This window comes from Pseudobdellovibrionaceae bacterium (assembly GCA_019637875.1).
In the GTDB taxonomy this organism is placed as follows: domain Bacteria; phylum Bdellovibrionota; class Bdellovibrionia; order Bdellovibrionales; family Bdellovibrionaceae; genus JAHBUW01.
The window spans coordinates 122166-140720 of sequence record JAHBUW010000003.1; the positions used below are offsets into that span (position 1 = coordinate 122166).

Genomic DNA, 18555 nt, shown 5'->3' on the forward strand with positions numbered 1-18555 from the left:
AGACCTCAATATTCGAAAAAGTCGATATTCAGACAACGCACGACTTCGGCTTCACTGGGCGCGACCATTTGCGTGATCCGCGAGATGAACTCGGGCAGCTCTTCGCGGATTTTCTGCGCGACTTCGCTCGACATATTCATCGGGCCCGTGAAGAACAAATTTTGATCGTCGGCGAACACCATTTTCTGGAAGGCCTGGATGCGCCAGTTCTGATGGTGCTTCACCACCAAGAGCGACTTCGCGGGCACATGGGTCCACGCGGGCCCGAAAGCGAGATGCGCGCCTTCACGGATCACGAGGTTCCGCGACAACAGGAACTCCAGGATCTTTTCGACTTGAAAAACCGGAAGGCCCAAACGCTCGGCCAGGTCCGTGGCGCCCTCGTAACGGTGAAGCGCGCACAAATTGCGGATCCCCGCGTACATCCAGCTCGAGTAGTAGATCGCCTTGTCCTCGTCGGACAATTCTTGCCGGTCGTGCAGATCGAGTTTTTTCTCGAGGGAACGGTTCTTCTTCTGCTCGTCGACGATGCGGCGCTTGAGTTTTTCCTTCAGGTTCGCCGAACCCGATTTCTGAAACTCCACCAGCAGCAGAAAAAACTGCGCTTCGTGATCGTCCAGGTGCAAGTAGTCGCAAAGATCCGCGGCCATTTCGAGGCTCAGGTGTTTTTCACCGCGAAAGACCTGACTCATCAGGGTCGTGGAAACGCGAAGGGCCAGGGCCATGCGGCGGTATTCGCCGTGGCCCTGTTTCGGGAGGGATTCGATCCGCTCGTTGACGTAGCGTTTGTAATCCTGAAAGCGGAACACCGGAGTCACCCCTAGAGTTGACCAGGACGTGCGCGTTTCTGTGAACCATTCGTTTCACCCGACGCGACCGAAGTCGGGTTTAAACGATCTGGATGGCACGCGCCTTGGACTAAGGAAGGTCCAGAGGAGCCCCAAATGCGGCGTGTTTGGTTTATGGCTGTCTTTCTTTTGATCGGGTGCGGCCCATCGGGGGCACCGGTGCGTGAAGAGATTCAGGCCGCGACCGCCCGTCCCCCCGTCCCCACGCGCCCGCAGAAAACGCCCGAAACCGCGCCGACCGGTCCCGTCGCCACCCCTGCCGTCCCCGCCCCGACCGACGCGCCCACGGGCACCGACTTCCGCGAGTCCAGCGCGATCGGCGCCGCTTTCGAGATCATCGAACTGAACCGGAGCGAGCTGAGCGACGCCAAGGCCCCCATCGAGAAACTCGCCGCGCGTTTGGAACCCGTTCTTCCCGGTTTCAGCCGTCAGCTCCGCTGGGTGCTGAGCCGCCCCTTCGAAGCCTACCGCGGCTCATTGACCGCGCTTTTACGTGAGGCCCCGCTGAAACTGCTGACCCGCATGGAGCAAACAAAAATGCCGGGCGAAGTTCTGCACCACGAACGCGGATTGATCTTCGCGTACGAAAAATGGGCGAACGAGACGGCCTCGGCCCGCGGTCTACGCGTGATGATCGCGGTGCTCGATCACCTCTTGCAGTTCGAGAGCGGTGAAAAGCTCTATTGCCTGTCCTACAGCGCGAACGAAAAGAACTGCACAGGCGCTTGGGACGTGCACTCGCGGCAGACGAAGCCTTCGAAGTACGCGGCGCTGGCGCCCGTCGCCGAAGCGCTTCTTTCCGGCAACGAAGCTTTCTACACGCCGACGGCGATCATGGAATTTTTGAAACCTTATGGTTTCCAAGCGCCTTACCTGACGCATTCGATCTCCACCGGCGAGTCGGTACTCGCGATGCTCCGCGAACTCGACGGTCAGGCCCTCAGCCCCGTGAAAGTCACCGGCGATCACGAAAAGGACTACGCCGCCGTCACCGAGTGTCGCTTCCGTCTGCAAGCCCAATCGCTGGAAGTCACTCTGGGCGACGCGCGCTGGGATCTGCAATGGTCCTTCAAACCCGAAGAGCGTTTTGAATCCTACCGCGACTCCGAAAAGCCCGAAGTTTACCGCTTCTACGTCCACGGCATGAGCGCGGCCCCGGCCCCCGTCGGCGCTTACGCCGAAATCCAAATCGCCCGTTCTCCCGTAAAATACGTTCGTCTGCAGTTGAACGAGCTCGCGGCGGGCCAAGTGAAGGCGCGCGCGTCGACGATTGAATGCGGAGGAACGCCGTGACGAAGTTCGTAGCGTTTCTTCTGCTTTCCCTCGTGACCCTCGCCGCGTGCACGCCCCGTCAAGACGGCGGTTCGGCCATTCAATCCATCCCGGGTCGCGTGGCCTCGCCCGCACCCGGTCCCGCGACACCTTCAATTCCGGCCACACTGCCCGCCGCGACCGGCCCGGTCACCACCGGCGTGGGCGGTGGCGATTTGGGAGGCGGGAACGGCATTCTCGGCAAACCTTTAGAGACCTACCGCATCCGTATCGACCATACCGAAGAGTTCCGCGACTTCCTGCAACCGGTCTTGATGCGCGTCGAGAAAAAGCTTCCGCTACTCGCCCTCGAGATGTGGCACGTGATCCAACGTCGCGCTTGGTACTTCGTGCCGGTGAAATTGCAAACGCTGCCCGCGGACCTCATCGCGGTGGGTTTCGCGACCGAACAGCTCGCGCTGCAGACCCATCAATCCGTTTGGTTCGACATGGATGAATTCCGCAAGATGGACCGTCGCGCACGGGCGCAGCTGCTGCTTCATGAAGTGGTGATGGGGCTAAAGATCCTGAACTTCTCTTCGTATTCGGATCAGTGCGAAGCGCGGCGGGTCCGCGCGAGCGAAACCATGCAGTGTTCGTACATCGACCGCGTGAAACTTCCCGCCGGTTTCGACGAATTCTTCCGCGCGCAAAAAGTCGAGCTGTCGCGCGCGGATTACGACGCCATCCGTTTCATCACCACGGAACTCTTCGACGGCAAGGAACCCGCGGACAACGCCGCCTTGGTGGATCTGCTCGCGCCCGTGCGCAAATACCCCGCCGACATCGAAATCCAGATGCTCGAGGCGGCGACCCAAGGAACGATCCCTTTGCAAAGTTTGATCGAATCCATGAACTATCTTTTGCGCCAGAACATCACGGGATTTTTCAGCTCGAACCAAGACATCAAACGAGGTCAACGCGCCAACCAGCGCTGCCATCTGGAGCTTTCGTTCGACGAACGTAAAAAAGTCGGCTTGGCCCGCTTGCGCCTGGAACCCTTGGCGGAAAACCTCGCGGAGGAAGTTTACGAATTCCGGATCAAAGACGAAGAGCAGTCGACTCAAGCCGACGACCGCAAATTCTGGATGCAGAATATTCTGGTGGAGGCGAAAGACGAGCCCACGATCGGCGACGAACGTTGGGAGCTGGAAATCTCGCGTTCCATCACGGGCGTGCAGCAGTACTCCTTGTCGCGCTCGAAATACGTCCGCGACCACGGTTTCCAAAAGCAGCTCAACGCGATTCCGAGCTGGTCGCAGGACGGAAGTTTCATCCCGACGCCCACGGGCTTCAAAGCTTCGGGCGTGATGTGCTTCCCGACGCGTAGTCTGTACCTCGAACTCTAAATTAGTTTGCCAAGCCTCGCGACCGCAAGGAGGCTTTGCTCATGAAAGCCTGCATCCCCCTTCTTTGCGTTTCGCTTTTGCTACAAGCTGGTGTCACGGCTTGTGTCACCTCCCCCGTCCGCCGCCAAGAGATCGTGCGCCTGAGCGCCGATCGCCGCTGCGGGGACCTGCTGGATATGGCCGATTGGGACCGCGAGGAAAGCCTGCTCGCCACGACTCAAGAGCTTCTGGAAGCGCGTTGCCATCCCGAGAGCTTGAAACTCGGCGGATTGTTACGCGACCGGTTGCGCGACAAGGATTACTCGGTCACGGCCGAAGCGCTTTCGGTCCTGGGGCCCGAGCAGATGTCGCAAACCTACGTCCTGGAAAGTCACGAGCGCACCTACCTCACTCTCGTGTTGGCCATCAATCACATCGAAATGGGAGATCGCGAGGCCGCGAAGGTCGAACTCCGCCGCGCGACCCAAGAGCTCGACGCCGTTTTGTACAATCACGGTCGCGACGACGCGAGCCACCTGCTGATGGCGGGCCTATGGGAGGACGTGGGCGAGCCCGAGCTCGCGGCGCCCTACTGGCGGCGACTGGGTTTAGAGCAGTTCGCGACCACACGGGATCTCGCGAGTCCATGGCGCATCTACGCCGTGGGTCATCTTCAAGGTTACGACTGGCGGATGGGCGAAGGCGCGGGCGGAGGCATCTACCAGATCACGCCGAAGACCGAGATTCCGAAAAAGTGCGTCTCGGCCACGGGCGCCTTGATCCCCATCGACGATTGGGTGCGCAAGATGGAACTGCGTCACGCGCATGACTATCACCCCCTCTTGAATTTCAAATCCTACATCCGCTTCCCGCTTGGCGTGAGCTACGGCGTCCTGTTAGGGGGCACGGGGTTGGCGGTGGCCATCGGCGGTTGCGCCATGGTCGCGCAGGGGGGAAGCTCCGGCGACGGCTGTCGCGCGGCCTTCGAGGTCGGCGGCGCCCTGATGGCCGAAGCGCCGAACGCGTTCAACTACGCCGCGCAACCGGATCTGCGTCACTGGTCCAAGTCGCCCGTCGCCTTCCTGATCACCCGCAGTCCGTCGCCGGAAACGGAAGTCTGCGCGACCAGCCTTCACCAATCCCCCATCTTGCGCCGATAAAAAAAGCCCCGTGCTTGCGCACGGGGCCTGAAAGCCACGACCGGGGGAGGTGTGACGCTTTATTGACATTCGTTATGGATTCGCGCCGAACAGGAGTAGTTCAGATCGGCGATCACCGCCGCGCGCGTTTTGCGACCGCTCTCCAGCTCCTTAACCCACCACGCGATTTCACTCGTGGCTCCGGACCGGCGCAGATACTTTTTGTAAGCCTGACGGACAAAGTACTCGTCAGAGGCCAGAACGTGCGCCGTGAATTCCGCAACGCTGAGTCCGTTCTTCAAACGCTCCGCCCAGTAGCTCACGCCCTGCACGTCGCTTTGTAAGGAGTCATGATCACGATCAAGGTACTTCACGAAAACCGACACGACCGTCGCAATCGGATTCGCCACGGTCGGGGTCGGGGTCACCACGGGCGGGGTCGTCCCTCCGGTATCCGTGCTGACGACGACCGGCGTGGTCACCACCGGCGTCGCACGGTCGCCACGCAGGATCTGGTTGATGACGTCTTCATCCGGGCAGCCAAAGTTCATATCCGGCGAATAGTTGTAAGGATTCGCGCCGTAACAGTGCTGTCCCGAAGTGTCGCCGGTCAACCACAGACGGAAGGGCATGGTGAAGCCGACACCACGGGCCCGCAGTTTCGCGGCCTGTTCCGTCAAGAAGGCGTGCCGTTGTGCCGTCGTCATCCGGGCGAACTTGTGCGTGTCGTCCTCGAGCACGCTGGCCCAATCGAGCTCCACGATCAGATTGTGCGCGCGATTCACGACCGTTTTATTGTGCAAGATCGCCTGACACGCGGGATAAGTCCCGCTCGCGCAGGGGGACGCATCGGGATCGAGCCCCACGTAGACCGGCCCGACGATGTAATCGAATAGACGAAGGTAATCTTGCGCTTGGTGACCGTTCGGCTGCTGCCCGATCAAGACCATACGCCCCTGCTCACGCGCGTGACGGCGAATTTCCGTCAGGACCGGCGCCAGCTGAAAGCGGGGATCTTGATGTCCCGTCTGTCCGAAAAGGATGTTTGTCACCCCGATGTCGATGGCGCGTTTCGTGACGAACAGAACGTAGCGACGGTACTCTTCCTGGTCGACGTTCGGCACGCAGGTCCCCGCGCCCCAGTGGCCTTCGGTCCCGGGGGAACACATCGCGCGGAAGTTGAAAGGACGGCCATTTTCATCGGCGTAACTTTTCGTCAAAGAGACGGCCTCGGCGATGAAGATACCGTAGTCGTAACTCTTTCCCCGACGTTCGATGCTGTCGATCCGATTTTTGATATGCGCAAAGTTCGGAGGATTGGCCCAGGTTTCGATGGCCCGGGGAAGCGACGCGCACGCGGAACGCGTGAGCAGTTCGTCGTAACTTCCTTCCACGGGGTCGGTCAAAAGGCCGTCGAACATGCAGCCCTGATACTTCAGACGCGCCATCAGATCCGTCGGGTTCGCGGCCGCGGCGTTTTGTTCGCTGAGGCTGCGACGTTGGTAGCCGACGTTGAAATCGACGAACGCGCCCTCACCACCCGTCAGATCGGTGAGCTTCATACCGGGGCCGCAGGCGACCAACAAGAGAGCCGCTCCGTAACCCGCCAGTTTCACGATTGCTTGTTTCATCGAATCCCCCTTTGACGAGATCAGGATCTCGCGAACGGAGGAAGCTTCGAACTTACATCGCGTCGAAGAGCGACTAAAACTTTGACGGTCGAGACCGCGTAAATTAGCCGGCGCGCGCGAGCTTCGTTTTCAATTGATATCGGGTACCGGATCCGGCCCCCGTCTTTATAATCATGTCGTTTTCGACCGCCCAGGTCAGGAACTTTCGCGCGGCCGCCAGCGAGATCTTCAAATGACCGGCGCAGTCCTGCGCGCCGAAGAGCTCTTCGCGCAAATCCCCGCGATGCAGCTGACGGAGCAGTTCTTTGTTCGAGTCGGGATCTTTCTTCTCGTAGGGGACGCGCAAGACCAGCGGCTCGATCATCCGCAATTGGTATCCGTCTTTACCGTGGTCGATCTCGAATCCAAGGCCGTTTTCGCCCGCCCACTTGCGCAGGCGGAAGAGGACCTGGTGGACCCGGTTGGGACTCGAAAAGACGTCGTAGAATTCCCCCGGAAAAAGGGCGTTGAACATGACCCCGACCGGTACGGGTCGGTAAAAGTCGCGCGCCAACGTCGCGAGCGCGCGGTGCAATTTGCTGCCCGCGGGGAACGCATCCGCACCGTCGAGCTTCGCCGCGGTGACGTCGATCACCCGTCCCCCCGGCGTTCCGTAATCGAAGTGCTCGGTCACGATCACGCGGCCCAGATTGCGCTGGGCGATGTCGCGGTAACCTTGCCAAGGCGATCCGAATAGATGGTAGTTGAAAAGCGTTTCTTCGAAATCGAAACGCAGCAAGTTCAGATCCGAGTGACGAACGGCTTCCCAATCGCCGAATTCCACCGCGCGTCCGCGGAACTCCCGCAGCTCACGGGTGTCGCCCGTGCGGCAAGCGCCTAGAACCGCGCGCCATTTCAACGTCGAGAGCTCCGCCACGGTGCCGTCACCGGCCAGAATCCGGTGGGCTTCGTTCAAATCCGCTTCGGCCGCGTCGTAAGCGTTTTCACTCAAGTGAATCTGCGAGCGGATCTCGTAAGCGTTGGCCTGCAGGCGCCGATGGCCTTCACGTCCCGTTTGCTCGATCAGGCGACCGAGCAGCGGCAGCGCCTCGGTGAACGCAACGGTCGTCGTCAGGGCCGCCGCAAGGTTGACCTCGCCGATCAGTTTTTTGTAAGGGTCCAGCTGCTTTTGCACGTAGGACTGGAGCAGCGACACGGATTCGAAGTACTCCCACCGATTGAAGTGGCAAAAGGCTTGGAACAAAAGCGTCTCGGGCACGTCCAGATGGGAAATGCCCTTCAGGATCTTCATCGACTCGTCGATGACCCCGAAGCGCTGAAGTAACACCGCGTATTCGGCGAGTTCGCCTTGGCTGGCGGGCTCGCCCAGACCTTCGCGGGCCTCGTTGATCACGGGGGCCAGAAGGCGCATCGCCATCTCATTCAGGGCCACCCGACGGCACAGATTCGCCAGCGGCAACCGGTATTCGCGCGGGACCTGCGCGCTATTGATCCCCGCCAGGCGTTCCTTCACGGACGCGACTTGGCCGGCGCGGATTCCCGCGTCGCATTCTTGTATGAGTTGAGGATCGAAATTCGCCATCTGTCTCGCTTTGGGACGTTCCGCACGCCCTGACGTTTTCTCATCGGCCAAAGGGCGAGTGTGCTTTAAAATAGAGCCATGGGGATTCGGGGACACAGCTTCCGCGTCGTGGGGACCGTGCTCGCACTGATGTGCGCGGCGCTCGTCTTTCAGAATTGCGGTGGCAAAGGCCTGGCCCAACTCGATCTCGCCGATTTCAAACTCGATGTCAGCGGCTCCACTCAAGGTAACGGCAGCGGTTACGACGGCAAACTTTACGTGCACGTCGCGACCAACGCCTGCGCCGACACCTTGGGCTTCGACCGCGCGATCGCGGGCCGCAACGGCAAGTTCTACCTGACCCGCGACAACTGCTTGGATATCGCCACGACCGAGCAACCCGAAGTTCAAGTCGACACCAACGCCGCGAACCCCACGCGCATCTACTACCAAGGGCAGATCTTCGTCGAACACCTCGATCTGATCGGTGCGCTGGAGGTTTCGGGCTCGGGCTTTGTCTCGTCGGGATCGCTTTGGAAAATCGCTAACGGCCAACTGAGGTCCGAAGGCAAGTACGTCGGGCGTTACGACGCCGAGGGACGCCCCTTGTGGTCCCGGCGTTACCAGTTCGAAGCACATGATCTCTATCAACTCGGATACTCTTACATGCGTCCTTCGCGCGACGGCGGGATGATCCTGAGCGGAGGCTACGGCGACGGCCGCTATCCCGCTTCCGCAGAACACGCGACCACATGGCTTGCACGTTTAGACGTTGACGGGAACATCGTCTGGAACAAACGGATCGACCAAGCGAACTCGAAGGCGATTCGGTTCCGTGGACTTACGGTGGACGCGAGCGACAATACGTACGCGCTCCTCGCCTACGAGCGAGAAGGGACAACGTCCGCGGTGATCGTGGCGAAGTTCGGTCCGTCGGGCCAGATCCTTTTCTCCCGCACGATTCCGGGTGACGCGCGTTCCATTCATATTTCGCCCTCCGGAGGACTTTTCGTGCTGACCTTCGTGAACGGTGACGCGAACGTGCTGCGGTTCAGTTCCACGGGGCAAAGCATCTACTCTCGGGCCTATCCGGGACTCGCGACCTCGGCGCTCTACGGCGAATCCCGTTTGTTCTTCGCCAACGACGATACGGTCTTCGTGGGTGGCAACAAGCTCGTGCCGGCCCCCGAGTATCCCCTTCACAAATTGGGTCACGGCCGGATTCTGGAGCTGAGCGCGAACGGCGATATCAAATCTGCGCTCCGCTTCGCCACAGAAAAGCCCTTGAGCGGTCCCCCGCTCGTCACCGCCGACGGCGGCTTCATCTTCTCGGAGTCGAGTATGAACGCGCTGACCTTCGCGCGCTATCGCCGCGACTTTTCGCAGGAGTGGGTCTTACGTAAGGACGAAACCGATGGCTACCGAGCGCCCTCGATTGGACGCCTTATGGACGGACGCTTCATGTTCCTGCAAAGGAAGAGCTCGTCGCTGTCAATGTACTCGGCCGACCTGCTTTCACCGCTCGACATCAAGCGTCCCGAACTCAGCTGTCCCCAGTGCGTGACGGGCACGATGCCCGACTTCATTCCCGCTACCGATATGGACGCCGCGACGGAAGGCGCGGAACTCGGCGCCCATACCGGTCTGACCGCCACCGACTTCCCGGCGGTCCGCTTCGAGCCGATTCAGCACTACCTGCCGTTCGAACTCAACCTCCAGTAACGTTTTTCGGCACCCCTCTTTGTCTCAATTACAGAAAACTGGCACGACCGATGCTCTACCTCTGAGTTGATGAGGTAGGTCATGAACTTTGTAGTTATTGGTGTGCTTTCCAGTGTCGTTCTTTTGGCCGGTTGCACGCAAAACGAGTCACGTCGCACCCAAACGCCCGCCGCCCCCGCGGCCGTGGGCCCGGATATGCCAAAACCTGAAGAGGTCGTGAAAGGCAAAGCACTTCCTCCCGAGGTGAACCTGGGCGCCGGTGATGTCCAAACCCAATATGGACGGACCGCCCTTCCCGAAGGCTCCTTAAGTGTCGAGCCCCCGCGCGATGAAACGAACCTTCCCGTCGGCTCGACGAATGTGGCGATCCCCGCCGTTCCGGCCGTGACCCGCGTGGAAGATCCCGCGACCATGGCGAACCCGCCCGCGGATTTGCGACTGCAGCCCTCGCGTCCGGTTGAAATCGTCGATGCCTCGCCCGACTTCCCCGAAGATATGCCCCGCCCCGCGGTGACTGCTCCCTCGGGCGTCCGCCCGGCCACGGCGGTGACCGGAGTGACCGCGAGCACCGCGGCCTTCCGGCCCGTGCCCCCGCCTTCGGTCGAAGATCAAGTCGAAGCCGAAGCGACTCCCGCCACCCCCGAACAACGCCGCGGCCAAGAGCAGCGCTTCCGCCCCATGCCCAAAGATGACGTCGCGGTCGCGCCGACCGGCGCGCGGACAGAAACCGCGCCCACCGGCCCCGCGCAGAGCGTGAATCGCGACACGCACACGACCACCGTCGTCGTCGTTGCCGCGACCGGCGTGACCGGCCCCACCGGTCGCGATGGACAAGTCGCACGCCCGGCCGTCACCGCGAGCACCAGCGTGACCGAGGCGCCCACGAAATTCGAAGTGAAAGACTATAAGGTCATCGAGTCGAAAGCCTACAGCGTCATCTTGAAGCCGATGCTGCAGAAAATCCGCGTGATGAACGCGGCCACCGCCGATCGTCTCGAGAAAAAACTCAAAGAGCTGAAGTTGCGCACTTACAACGCCGCGGACGCCGACATCTGGAAGCACTTCCAGGCCGATGTTTTGGTCGCGGGCTTCCGTTTGCCCGAGCAGACCGAATATCGTTTAGTGCAACTGAAAGACGCCGTTTTGATCCCCGCGAAAGACATGGCGACCGATGAAAGCGCCGCGCGCTGGATTCTGGAATCCGTGCTGTTCCGTATGGCTTACGAAACCGCGCAGAAAAAAGATATGAGCTTCATGTCTTCCGTGACGGGCTTGGCCCACTCGGTGGCCGACAGCTTCATCAAGTCGCGCGACAAACTGAAGAAACGCCAAGTCTATGAGTACCTGCGCCACGCGCAAGTGTCCGTGGACGAATGGACGTTCGAGCAACTGAACGCGATCGAAGCGTCCAGCGCGATCCTGCGCCTGTCGCTGCGTGAGTACACCGTCACCATGGCGCAACCGACCGACGCGTTCGACGTCCGTACGCTGGACGCCAGCAATCCGCGCGACGAAAACTGCCGCGTGAACATCACGTACCACGGCATCGAAAAAGGCGTGCTCGTGCAGGTTTCCGAGCCCCAGTGGCGCGAATTCGAATTCACGTTCGACGTGCAAAGCAAAGAAATGTATCCGCTGCGTCCCTCGCTCGCGGGCGACGACTTCCTGGATCTCGAGATCATCAAGAAACAGGCGGATAAAACCTCTTTGCGTTTGACCGTTCGTTTCAAGGTGCAGGCTCCCGGTTCGGAAACCGAGCGCATCGCCGATCACATGGTCCTCGAGAAACTTCCGGAAAAAGGGAAGGCCGAGAAAATCCTGATGTGCCGGATCGTGCCCTGGCCGGACGTTCCGCCCCGCGCGCGCACCGAAGAAGAAAAACCCGTCACCGCTCCGACGGGTTCAACGACCGTCCGCGGTCAAGAGCAGCGCTTCCGCCCCATGCCCGCGAACACCGGCGCCCAAACCCTGACGGCCCCCACCGGTAGCAAGACTCTGGTGTCGCCCACGGGCGCCAAAAATCTCGTCGCGCCGACAGGCGCGCAAAAACTAGTTGCGCCGACAGGCGCGAAAAAACCCGTGACGGCGTCGACCGCAGTCTCGGGGAAGCTGGCGCCTTCGACTCGCTAATCGATTAGAATTCCAGAGGACCGACCGCCGACTCCACGGCCGCGATCAGCTCGCGGCTTTGGATCATTTCGCGGATCGCGGTCACGTCGTCCGCGAAGATGCGGTCCGTGGGCGCGAAGGGCACCTTTTTGCGGATCGCCGTGTGCAACGCCTCGACCGCTTTGGAGCTCTTCAGCGGACGCACCAAATCCACCGCTTGTGAACCCGAAAGCAGCTCCATCGCGATGACGTTGCGGACGTTGTCGATCACGCGCACGAGTTTGCGCGCGGCGATCGTCCCCATGCTCACGTGATCTTCCTTGTCGGCCGAAGTCGGAATGCTGTCGACGCTCGCCGGATGGGCCAGGACTTTGTTTTCGCTGACCAGCGACGCCGCCGCCACCTGCACGATCATGTGTCCCGAATTCAATCCACCGTTCGGCGCCAGGAACGCCGGCAAACCCGACATCGCCGGATTGATGAGCTTCGAGATCCGCTGCTCGCTGATGGACGCCATCGCGGAAAGCACGATGGCCGCGTAGTCCAGCGAGAAAGCCACGGGCATCCCGTGGAAGTTGCCGCAAGACAGGATCTTCTCACCTTCGGTGAAGACGAGCGGATTGTCGGTGGAAGAGTTCGCTTCGGTCTCAAGTACCGACCACGTATGACGAAGGCCGTCCTTCACCGCGCCGTGCACCGCGGGCATACAGCGAAGCGAGTACGCGTCCTGCACGCGATTGCAATCGCGGTGGCTTTCCGCGATCTCGGAGGTTTCGCTCAGGAGCGTACGCAAGTTTTTCGCCGTGCGGATTTCCCCCGTGTGCGGGCGCGCGGCCGAGATCAAAGGATCAAAGGCATTGCGCGAACCGAGCAGTCCTTCCAGCGACTGCGCGCCCGCGGCATCCGCCAGCCAGGCGAGGTCGCGCGCATCGTAAAGCGCCAGCATACCCACCGCGGTCATCACCTGACAGCCGTTGATCAGCGACAGGCCTTCTTTGAACTGCAAAACCAAAGGCTGCAGCGACTTTTCGCTCAAGACCTTTTTCATCGGCGCCTGCGCAGAGCCGTTCCACGCGGGGCCCTCGCCCATCAAACCCAAAGCCAAGTGGGAAAGCGGAGCCAAATCGCCGCTCGCGCCCACCGAACCTTGGCCGGGGATCACGGGCAAGCAGTCCGCGTTCAAAAACTCCAGGATCTTGTCGATGACTTCGGGGCGCACGCCGCTGTGACCGCGTGCCAGAGTGTTCGCCCGCAGGATCATGATCGCGCGGGTCTGCTCGGGCGTGAAGGGTTCGCCGATGCCGGCCGAGTGACTGCGGATCAGATTGCGCTGAAGCTCTTCGATCTCGGCGTCACTGATGCGGACCGAGCTGAAGGCGCCGAAGCCCGTGTTGACGCCGTAGATGGCTTCGCCGGTACGGATCTTTTCCGAGATCATCGCGCGCGACGCGAGGACTTTTTCGCGGGCGGCGGGGGCCAAACGGAACTGCGTTCCGCCTTGCGACCAGGCTTTGATGTTTTCGACCGTGACGCCTTCTCCGGCAATGTCTACCCACGATTTCATAGGTCTTGTCCTCTCTGGAAAAGACCCGTTGTCCGGTGGAAGGGCGCGCGAGTCAATGCCCGCGCGGGCTGTCGAGGCCTTCGACAAAGGCCTGATTTCGTTTGGGAGTTCGACGGCCCCGCGCCGAAGAACATTTGCACAAAAAGGCCATCGGTGTCGCATTTAGAGAAGCCGGGATCAATTGGGACCGCCCCCGCGAAAATCCGCCGTCCGGACGCCCCCACGCTCGGGAAAGCGCGACCGGGGCTTTAAACTTAAAAGACATGTCGCAAAGGAAGCCCATGAGAACCTTGATCCTGCCCCTCGTCCTCGCCCTGCCCGCTTTCACTCACGCTCAATCTTGGAACGCCGCCCGCCTGCCTGCGGACGACGCGCTCGCCGTCACGGCGGAATTCACCGGCGACGCCGCGAAGGGGGAGTCCGGCCCCTGTCCGCCCCAGCCCCAGCAGACGGCCGAGGAAAAACCGACCGAAACGCCTACGGAAGCGCATCCGCAAAGCGACGTCTTCCAGAAGCCGAGCCCCCGCATTCCGGCGAGCCTCGATCCCCGCGCGGAGGTCGAACCCGAACTCAGCGAATCCGAAAGATTCGAGCAGGTCTACCAAGAGATCGAACAGAGTTTCCGCGCGCGCGGCACCAGTCCGCAGCTCTTGAAGTCGCTGATGAACGCGTTGAAGCAACCCATCCGCGAGGCCACCCGCAGTCCCGCCAGCGAAGCGAATGTGGTGGACGTCCGCCGCATCGACGAAGTCATGCGTCGCTACATCGATGCCCAAGACGAAGAGGACTAGCGCCCAGCTCTAACGAATTTTAAGGAGTTCGATCCCGGCCTGAATGCCGCCGGGATATTTGAAGACCGCGTTGCCGGCCACCAGGACGTCGGCCGACTTGCACTGATCGCGCGTGGCTTCACTCACGCCGCCGTCCACTTCGATCCAGACTTTCAAACCGCGACGGTCGATCTCTGCCCGGAGGTGATCCATCTTCGGCACCTGATCGGTCATGAATTTCTGACCGCCGAAACCGGGCTCGACGGTCATGACCAGCACCAGATCCACCTGATCCAGGTAAGGTAGCACCGCTTCTAAAGGCGTGCGCGGCCGCAAGGTGATCCCCGCTTTGGCGCCCAGTTCGCGAATCCGCTTCAGCGTCGGCCCCACCTGATCGGTGGCTTCGACGTGAATGGTGACGATGTCGGCGCCGGACTTCACGAACTCTTCGACGTAACGTTCGGGCTTATCGATCATCAAGTGAACGTCCAGCGGCAGCGGCGAGATTTTCTTCAAGGCCGCGACGACGCCCATGCCGATCGTCAGGTTGGGCACGAAGTTTCCGTCCATGACGTCCACATGGACCCAGTCCGCGCCCGACTCGGCCAGACGTTTCACCTCGGCTTCGAGGTTCGCGAAGTCCGCCGACAGAATGCTGGGCGAGATGAGCGGCTTTTCGATCCGGCGGTAATCGACACGAGCGTCAGGCAAAGAGGTCTCCTTCACTCAGATTCGCGGACTTCAGAAATTCCGAAATCGGCATACGGTTACGGGATTCGGGCTGAACTTCCAAAAGCGACAGCGCGCCGTCGCTCGTCTGGATGATGAGCTGCTCGCGATCGACGACCGCGACATGGCCCGCCGGAACGTTGAAATTTTCCGCGAGCGGTTTTACGCGATGAAGTTTGAGTTTCTTGTCGCGGAAAGGCACCCAGATCCCGGGACCGAATACGAAGGCCCGGCTGCGATTGAAAATCAAACGCGCGGGCGACGTCCAATCCTGACGAGCCTCGAGGTTGTCGATTTTTTTCGCGTAGGTCGCGAGCTCGTGATTCTGCGGAATTCCCGCGAGATTCCCGCGGATGAAGTCCATGAGTTCAATATGCAGCAGATCCGCGCCCAAAACTCCCATCTGATCGTAGACGTCCTGCGCGCTCATCTCGTCGGTCACCTTCAGGCGACGGATACCGAGCAGATCCCCCGCATCCAGCTTCTTCACGACTTTCTGAAGGGCTACGCCCGTTTCGGTTTCCCCGGCTTCGAGGCTGCGCTGAATGGGCGCGGCCCCGCGCCAGCGCGGCAGAATCGAGGCGTGGACGTTGACCGCGCCGAAACGGAAAAGCTCTAAAAACTTCGTCGACAGGATTTGCCCGAAGGCCACGACGACCGCGATCTCGGCGCTCCAGCTTTCGATCTCCTGAAGGATCACGTCTTGATTGATATTGTCGGGTGAAATCACGCGCAGGTCGTGCGCCAGCGCCAGGCTTTTCACCGGCGAAGGTGTCAGCATCAGTTTGCGCCCGGCGGGACGGTCGGGTTGGGTCACGACGCCCACGATCTCGAAGTGATCGTCGTTCAGCATCGCCTTCAGACAGGTGACCGCGATCTCTGGAGTGCCGAGGAAACAAACGCGTACGCGGCTCATTCAATTATCTCCGCGAAGGAACTTTGTCGTCGTCGACTTCCAGTTCCGCTTTTTTCTTTTCAGGATAGCCGTGCTTCTTGATCTGATTTTTGATCTTGTTCGATTTGATGAAGCTGATGCGGTCGATGAAGAGCGTTCCCTCAAGATGGTCCATCTCGTGCTGGATGACGATCGCGAGCAGACCATCGGTCCGCAGACGCTTCGTTTCGCCCTTCAGGGTTTCGTACTCGAGCTCCACGATCAGCGCGCGCTCGACCGTGTCGTAGAACGTGGGCACCGACAGGCAGCCCTCGTCGTAGGTGGTCTTGCCCTCTTTCTTTACGATGCGCGGATTCAAAATCACGAGGGGCTGCCCGATCTGGCGCTCCAACTCGGTCATCTCTTCGGGAACGAACTGACCGTTTTCATCTTTAGGACGGCAGTCGATCACGAGCATCTGTTTCAGCACGCCGACCTGAGGGGCCGCGAGGCCGATGCCGTGCTCGGCGTACATCGTCTCCAGCATATCGCTGGCGAGTTGTTGCAGCTCGGGGCCGAACTCGGTGATGGGTTCGGACTTTTCGCGCAGACGCGGATCGGGGAATTTCAGGATTTCCAGAATCATAGAGCCACCTTTGACACTAGATTCTATATTGAAATCAAGGATTTGTCATGGGCTCGCGCGGATTTAGCGTTTGAGTCTGCGGAACAGAAAAAACGCCAATCCGAGGCTGAGCAGATTCGGGGTCCAGGCCGCCGCAACGGGCGGAATTTGCCCGTAATTGCCCAGCGTTAGCGCCGCCGAGTACGCGGTCCAATAAAGCGCCACCAATCCCAAACAAATCCCGACATTCAGCATGATGCCGCCCGAACGGGCTTTCCCCACCGCGAACGGAATGCCCAAAAGCGACATGACGAAGGCCGAAAAGGCGAAGCCGTATTTCGAATAATAGTCGACCTCGTACCGAAGGGTATCGAGCCCCGCCTCTTTATTGCGTTTGATGAACTCGGACAGCTCCTTCAGCGAGAGGATGTCCGAGGTATTCGCCGAAGAGCTCAGGTCCTTCGCGTCCTCGCCCATCAAAATCGTTTTCTCATTGAACGTGCTCGACAGCGGAAAACTCGAGTCTTCCGAAAACAGCGTCACCGTGCCTTTGTGCAAAAGCCACTGGCTGCCCTTCATGTCGACCTCGTCCGCGCTGATCATCTGGAGCAGATCCCAGTTCGGATTGAAGAAGTAAAGCGTCAGCCCCTGCGCGCGTTGGGCCTGTTCGTTCAGGGTCTTGATGTTGAAGATCATGTCTTTCGAGCGGTACCAGATCCGGTCCGTCTTCACGATCGAATAGAGGCCCGGGTTCTTGCGGATCTCGTGGTAAAAAACGAAGTTCTTCTGCTTCGCGAAACCGGGAAGGACCTGGTCGGCCATCACGAAGACGAGCCCGCAATTCAACACGATCCACACCAGCATGGGGGCCGCGATGCGGAACAGACTCATGCCGCAACTGAACAGGGCCGTCAGCTCGTTCCCGCGCTGCAGGGTCGACAGTGTCATGATCGACGCGAGCAGCGAGGCCACGGGAATCATCCGGTAAACGATCTCGGGCACCGAATAGCCATAATACCGAAGGAGCGTGCCGCCCGCCGTTTCGGGGTAGGAAACCATGACCGACATCGCATCCACGGCGACGAAAAGTGTGACGAAAACGAGGAGCCCCCCGATCAGGTAACTCCAGAAAAATCCTGAGATATAACGGTCAATGCGGTTCACCGGATTCAGTTGACTCGATAAAAAGCGTCCTGTTAACTCGAATTATGGCGTTACGCGTCCTGTTGGCGGATGAAAGTGCGACGATCAAAAAAGTGATCCAGCTCGCGCTCCAAGATTTTGGAGTCGAGGTGAAATCCGTCCCGGTGGGCACCGACGTGCTGGCCGTCGCGAAAAGCTTCATGCCGGACATCGTTTTTGCCGACGTTCTGCTCACCAAACGCAACGGTTACGAGGTCTGCGCCGACCTGAAGAACGACGCCGAGCTTGAGGTCGTCCCCGTCGTTCTGATGTGGAGCGGCTTTATGGAGCTCGATCAGGGCAAAGTCCTTTCCAGCCGCGTCGATCGCAGCCTGGAAAAACCCTTCGACGCCGATCACCTGCGCAATCTGGTGAAAGAGCTCGTCCCCCGGCTGCAAGCCAACATGATCAGCAACTACCTGCAGTTCCCCGAGCGTCCCGAATTCATGGATGATCAGGCCGGAGCTTACGCTGAAGCCGATCAAGCCGCCGTCGAAGAGGCCGTCGCGCAAGATCCCTTCGCTCATCCGGACGACGGAGAAGAGCACGAGGCGGAAGAGTTCAAGCATGTGCCGCTGCCCCGCCGCCGCGAGCCCGGCACCGCCGCACGGGAGTTCCAATCGCCGCGCGAAGCGGGCGACGAATGGTCGCAGGCGGATCTCGCGAAATTCCGCGTGGGCACCAACGGCGCCTCGGATGAAATCCCGCTTCCCGAAATCGACGAGGACGTGAACGACTCGGCGGTCGTTTGGTCCTCGACCGGCGAAGAGGTTTCGATCCACAACTTCGACCGTGCCGGCGTCGCGGACGCGAAATCGGGACTGACCCGCACGGGCAAACGCCAAGCCCCTGCCGTGAATGAAGGCAGCCGCTCGCGCATCAGTCTGGGGACAAGTGCCGGCATCCCGAATCTGCCCGAATCTTCGTCTCACGACGCACACCTTAACGTTCCTAATCTCGACTACGAACGCGCCGAGCAGATCCTGCGCGAGCAATCGCGCGACGTACTGGAAACCATTGCCTGGCGCATCCTTCCGGACGTTGTCGAGCGCGTTGTGCGCGAAGAGTTGCAAAAACTCTTGAAGGATTCCGAACGTCTTGATGAAATCTGAGCCGCTCTAAAAACCCCGGGCTTCCGCCCGCGGCATTGAACTCCGGAGGC

15 protein-coding genes are annotated in these 18555 nt (G+C 60.4%); 7 read left to right on the forward strand and 8 right to left on the reverse strand.

Translation table 11 applies throughout. From position 1 onward, the window contains the following. Positions 1 to 5: 5 nt before the first annotated feature. Positions 6 to 809: a TIGR02147 family protein gene (locus KF767_05365; protein ID MBX3017297.1), complete on the reverse strand. Its 804-nt coding sequence runs from the start codon at positions 807 to 809 to the stop codon at positions 6 to 8. Between the two features lie 198 nt (positions 810 to 1007). Between KF767_05365 and KF767_05370 the strand changes: the two genes are divergently transcribed. The 3 genes from KF767_05370 to KF767_05380 are packed head-to-tail and all read left to right on the forward strand — an operon-like array spanning position 1008 to position 4647. Continuing rightward, a complete protein-coding gene (locus tag KF767_05370) occupies positions 1008 to 2141 on the forward strand; it encodes a hypothetical protein (protein ID MBX3017298.1) in 1134 nt (377 codons plus the stop codon). Next, the gene (locus tag KF767_05375) at positions 2138 to 3508 is read left to right on the forward strand and encodes a hypothetical protein (protein MBX3017299.1); all 1371 of its coding nucleotides are present in this window, start codon (positions 2138 to 2140) and stop codon (positions 3506 to 3508) included. Before KF767_05370 ends, KF767_05375 begins: the two co-directional genes overlap by 4 nt. A gap of 41 nt (positions 3509 to 3549) precedes the next feature. Continuing rightward, entirely contained in the window at positions 3550 to 4647 is a 1098-nt protein-coding gene (locus KF767_05380) for a hypothetical protein (GenBank protein ID MBX3017300.1), read from the forward strand. 59 nt (positions 4648 to 4706) lie between these two features. Here the strand turns inward: KF767_05380 and KF767_05385 are convergent, their stop codons facing one another. Then, a complete protein-coding gene (locus tag KF767_05385; protein ID MBX3017301.1) occupies positions 4707 to 6257 on the reverse strand; it encodes a DUF4214 domain-containing protein in 1551 nt (516 codons plus the stop codon). A 103-nt stretch (positions 6258 to 6360) separates the two neighbouring features. After that, positions 6361 to 7839, reverse strand: coding sequence for a hypothetical protein (locus tag KF767_05390; protein MBX3017302.1), 1479 nt, complete (start codon positions 7837 to 7839; stop codon positions 6361 to 6363). Between the two features lie 78 nt (positions 7840 to 7917). Here KF767_05390 and KF767_05395 point away from each other — a divergent pair, with 78 nt between their 5' ends. Both KF767_05395 and KF767_05400 read left to right on the forward strand, forming a co-directional pair. Beyond that, positions 7918 to 9540, forward strand: a complete 1623-nt coding sequence (locus KF767_05395) for a hypothetical protein (GenBank protein ID MBX3017303.1) — start codon at positions 7918 to 7920, stop codon at positions 9538 to 9540. Between the two features lie 81 nt (positions 9541 to 9621). After that, the gene (locus KF767_05400; protein ID MBX3017304.1) at positions 9622 to 11670 is read left to right on the forward strand and encodes a hypothetical protein; all 2049 of its coding nucleotides are present in this window, start codon (positions 9622 to 9624) and stop codon (positions 11668 to 11670) included. Between the two features lie 4 nt (positions 11671 to 11674). Here KF767_05400 and hutH read toward each other — a convergent pair whose 3' ends face one another. Continuing rightward, entirely contained in the window at positions 11675 to 13213 is a 1539-nt protein-coding gene (gene hutH, locus KF767_05405) for a histidine ammonia-lyase (protein MBX3017305.1), read from the reverse strand. A 281-nt stretch (positions 13214 to 13494) separates the two neighbouring features. Here hutH and KF767_05410 point away from each other — a divergent pair, with 281 nt between their 5' ends. After that, positions 13495 to 14004 (forward strand): hypothetical protein, encoded by a 510-nt coding sequence (locus KF767_05410; protein MBX3017306.1) that lies wholly within the window; start codon positions 13495 to 13497, stop codon positions 14002 to 14004. A gap of 9 nt (positions 14005 to 14013) precedes the next feature. Here KF767_05410 and rpe read toward each other — a convergent pair whose 3' ends face one another. The 4 genes from rpe to lptG form a co-directional block, all read right to left on the reverse strand. After that, entirely contained in the window at positions 14014 to 14664 is a 651-nt protein-coding gene (gene rpe, locus KF767_05415; protein ID MBX3017307.1) for a ribulose-phosphate 3-epimerase, read from the reverse strand. A 22-nt stretch (positions 14665 to 14686) separates the two neighbouring features. After that, a complete protein-coding gene (gene fmt, locus KF767_05420) occupies positions 14687 to 15628 on the reverse strand; it encodes a methionyl-tRNA formyltransferase (protein MBX3017308.1) in 942 nt (313 codons plus the stop codon). Between the two features lie 4 nt (positions 15629 to 15632). After that, positions 15633 to 16232, reverse strand: coding sequence for a peptide deformylase (def, locus tag KF767_05425; GenBank protein MBX3017309.1), 600 nt, complete (start codon positions 16230 to 16232; stop codon positions 15633 to 15635). 63 nt (positions 16233 to 16295) lie between these two features. Continuing rightward, a complete protein-coding gene (gene lptG, locus KF767_05430; GenBank protein MBX3017310.1) occupies positions 16296 to 17375 on the reverse strand; it encodes an LPS export ABC transporter permease LptG in 1080 nt (359 codons plus the stop codon). A gap of 44 nt (positions 17376 to 17419) precedes the next feature. On the opposite strand from lptG, the gene KF767_05435 reads away from it, so the two are divergent. After that, positions 17420 to 18505, forward strand: coding sequence for a response regulator (locus KF767_05435; GenBank protein MBX3017311.1), 1086 nt, complete (start codon positions 17420 to 17422; stop codon positions 18503 to 18505). Positions 18506 to 18555 lie beyond the last annotated feature (50 nt).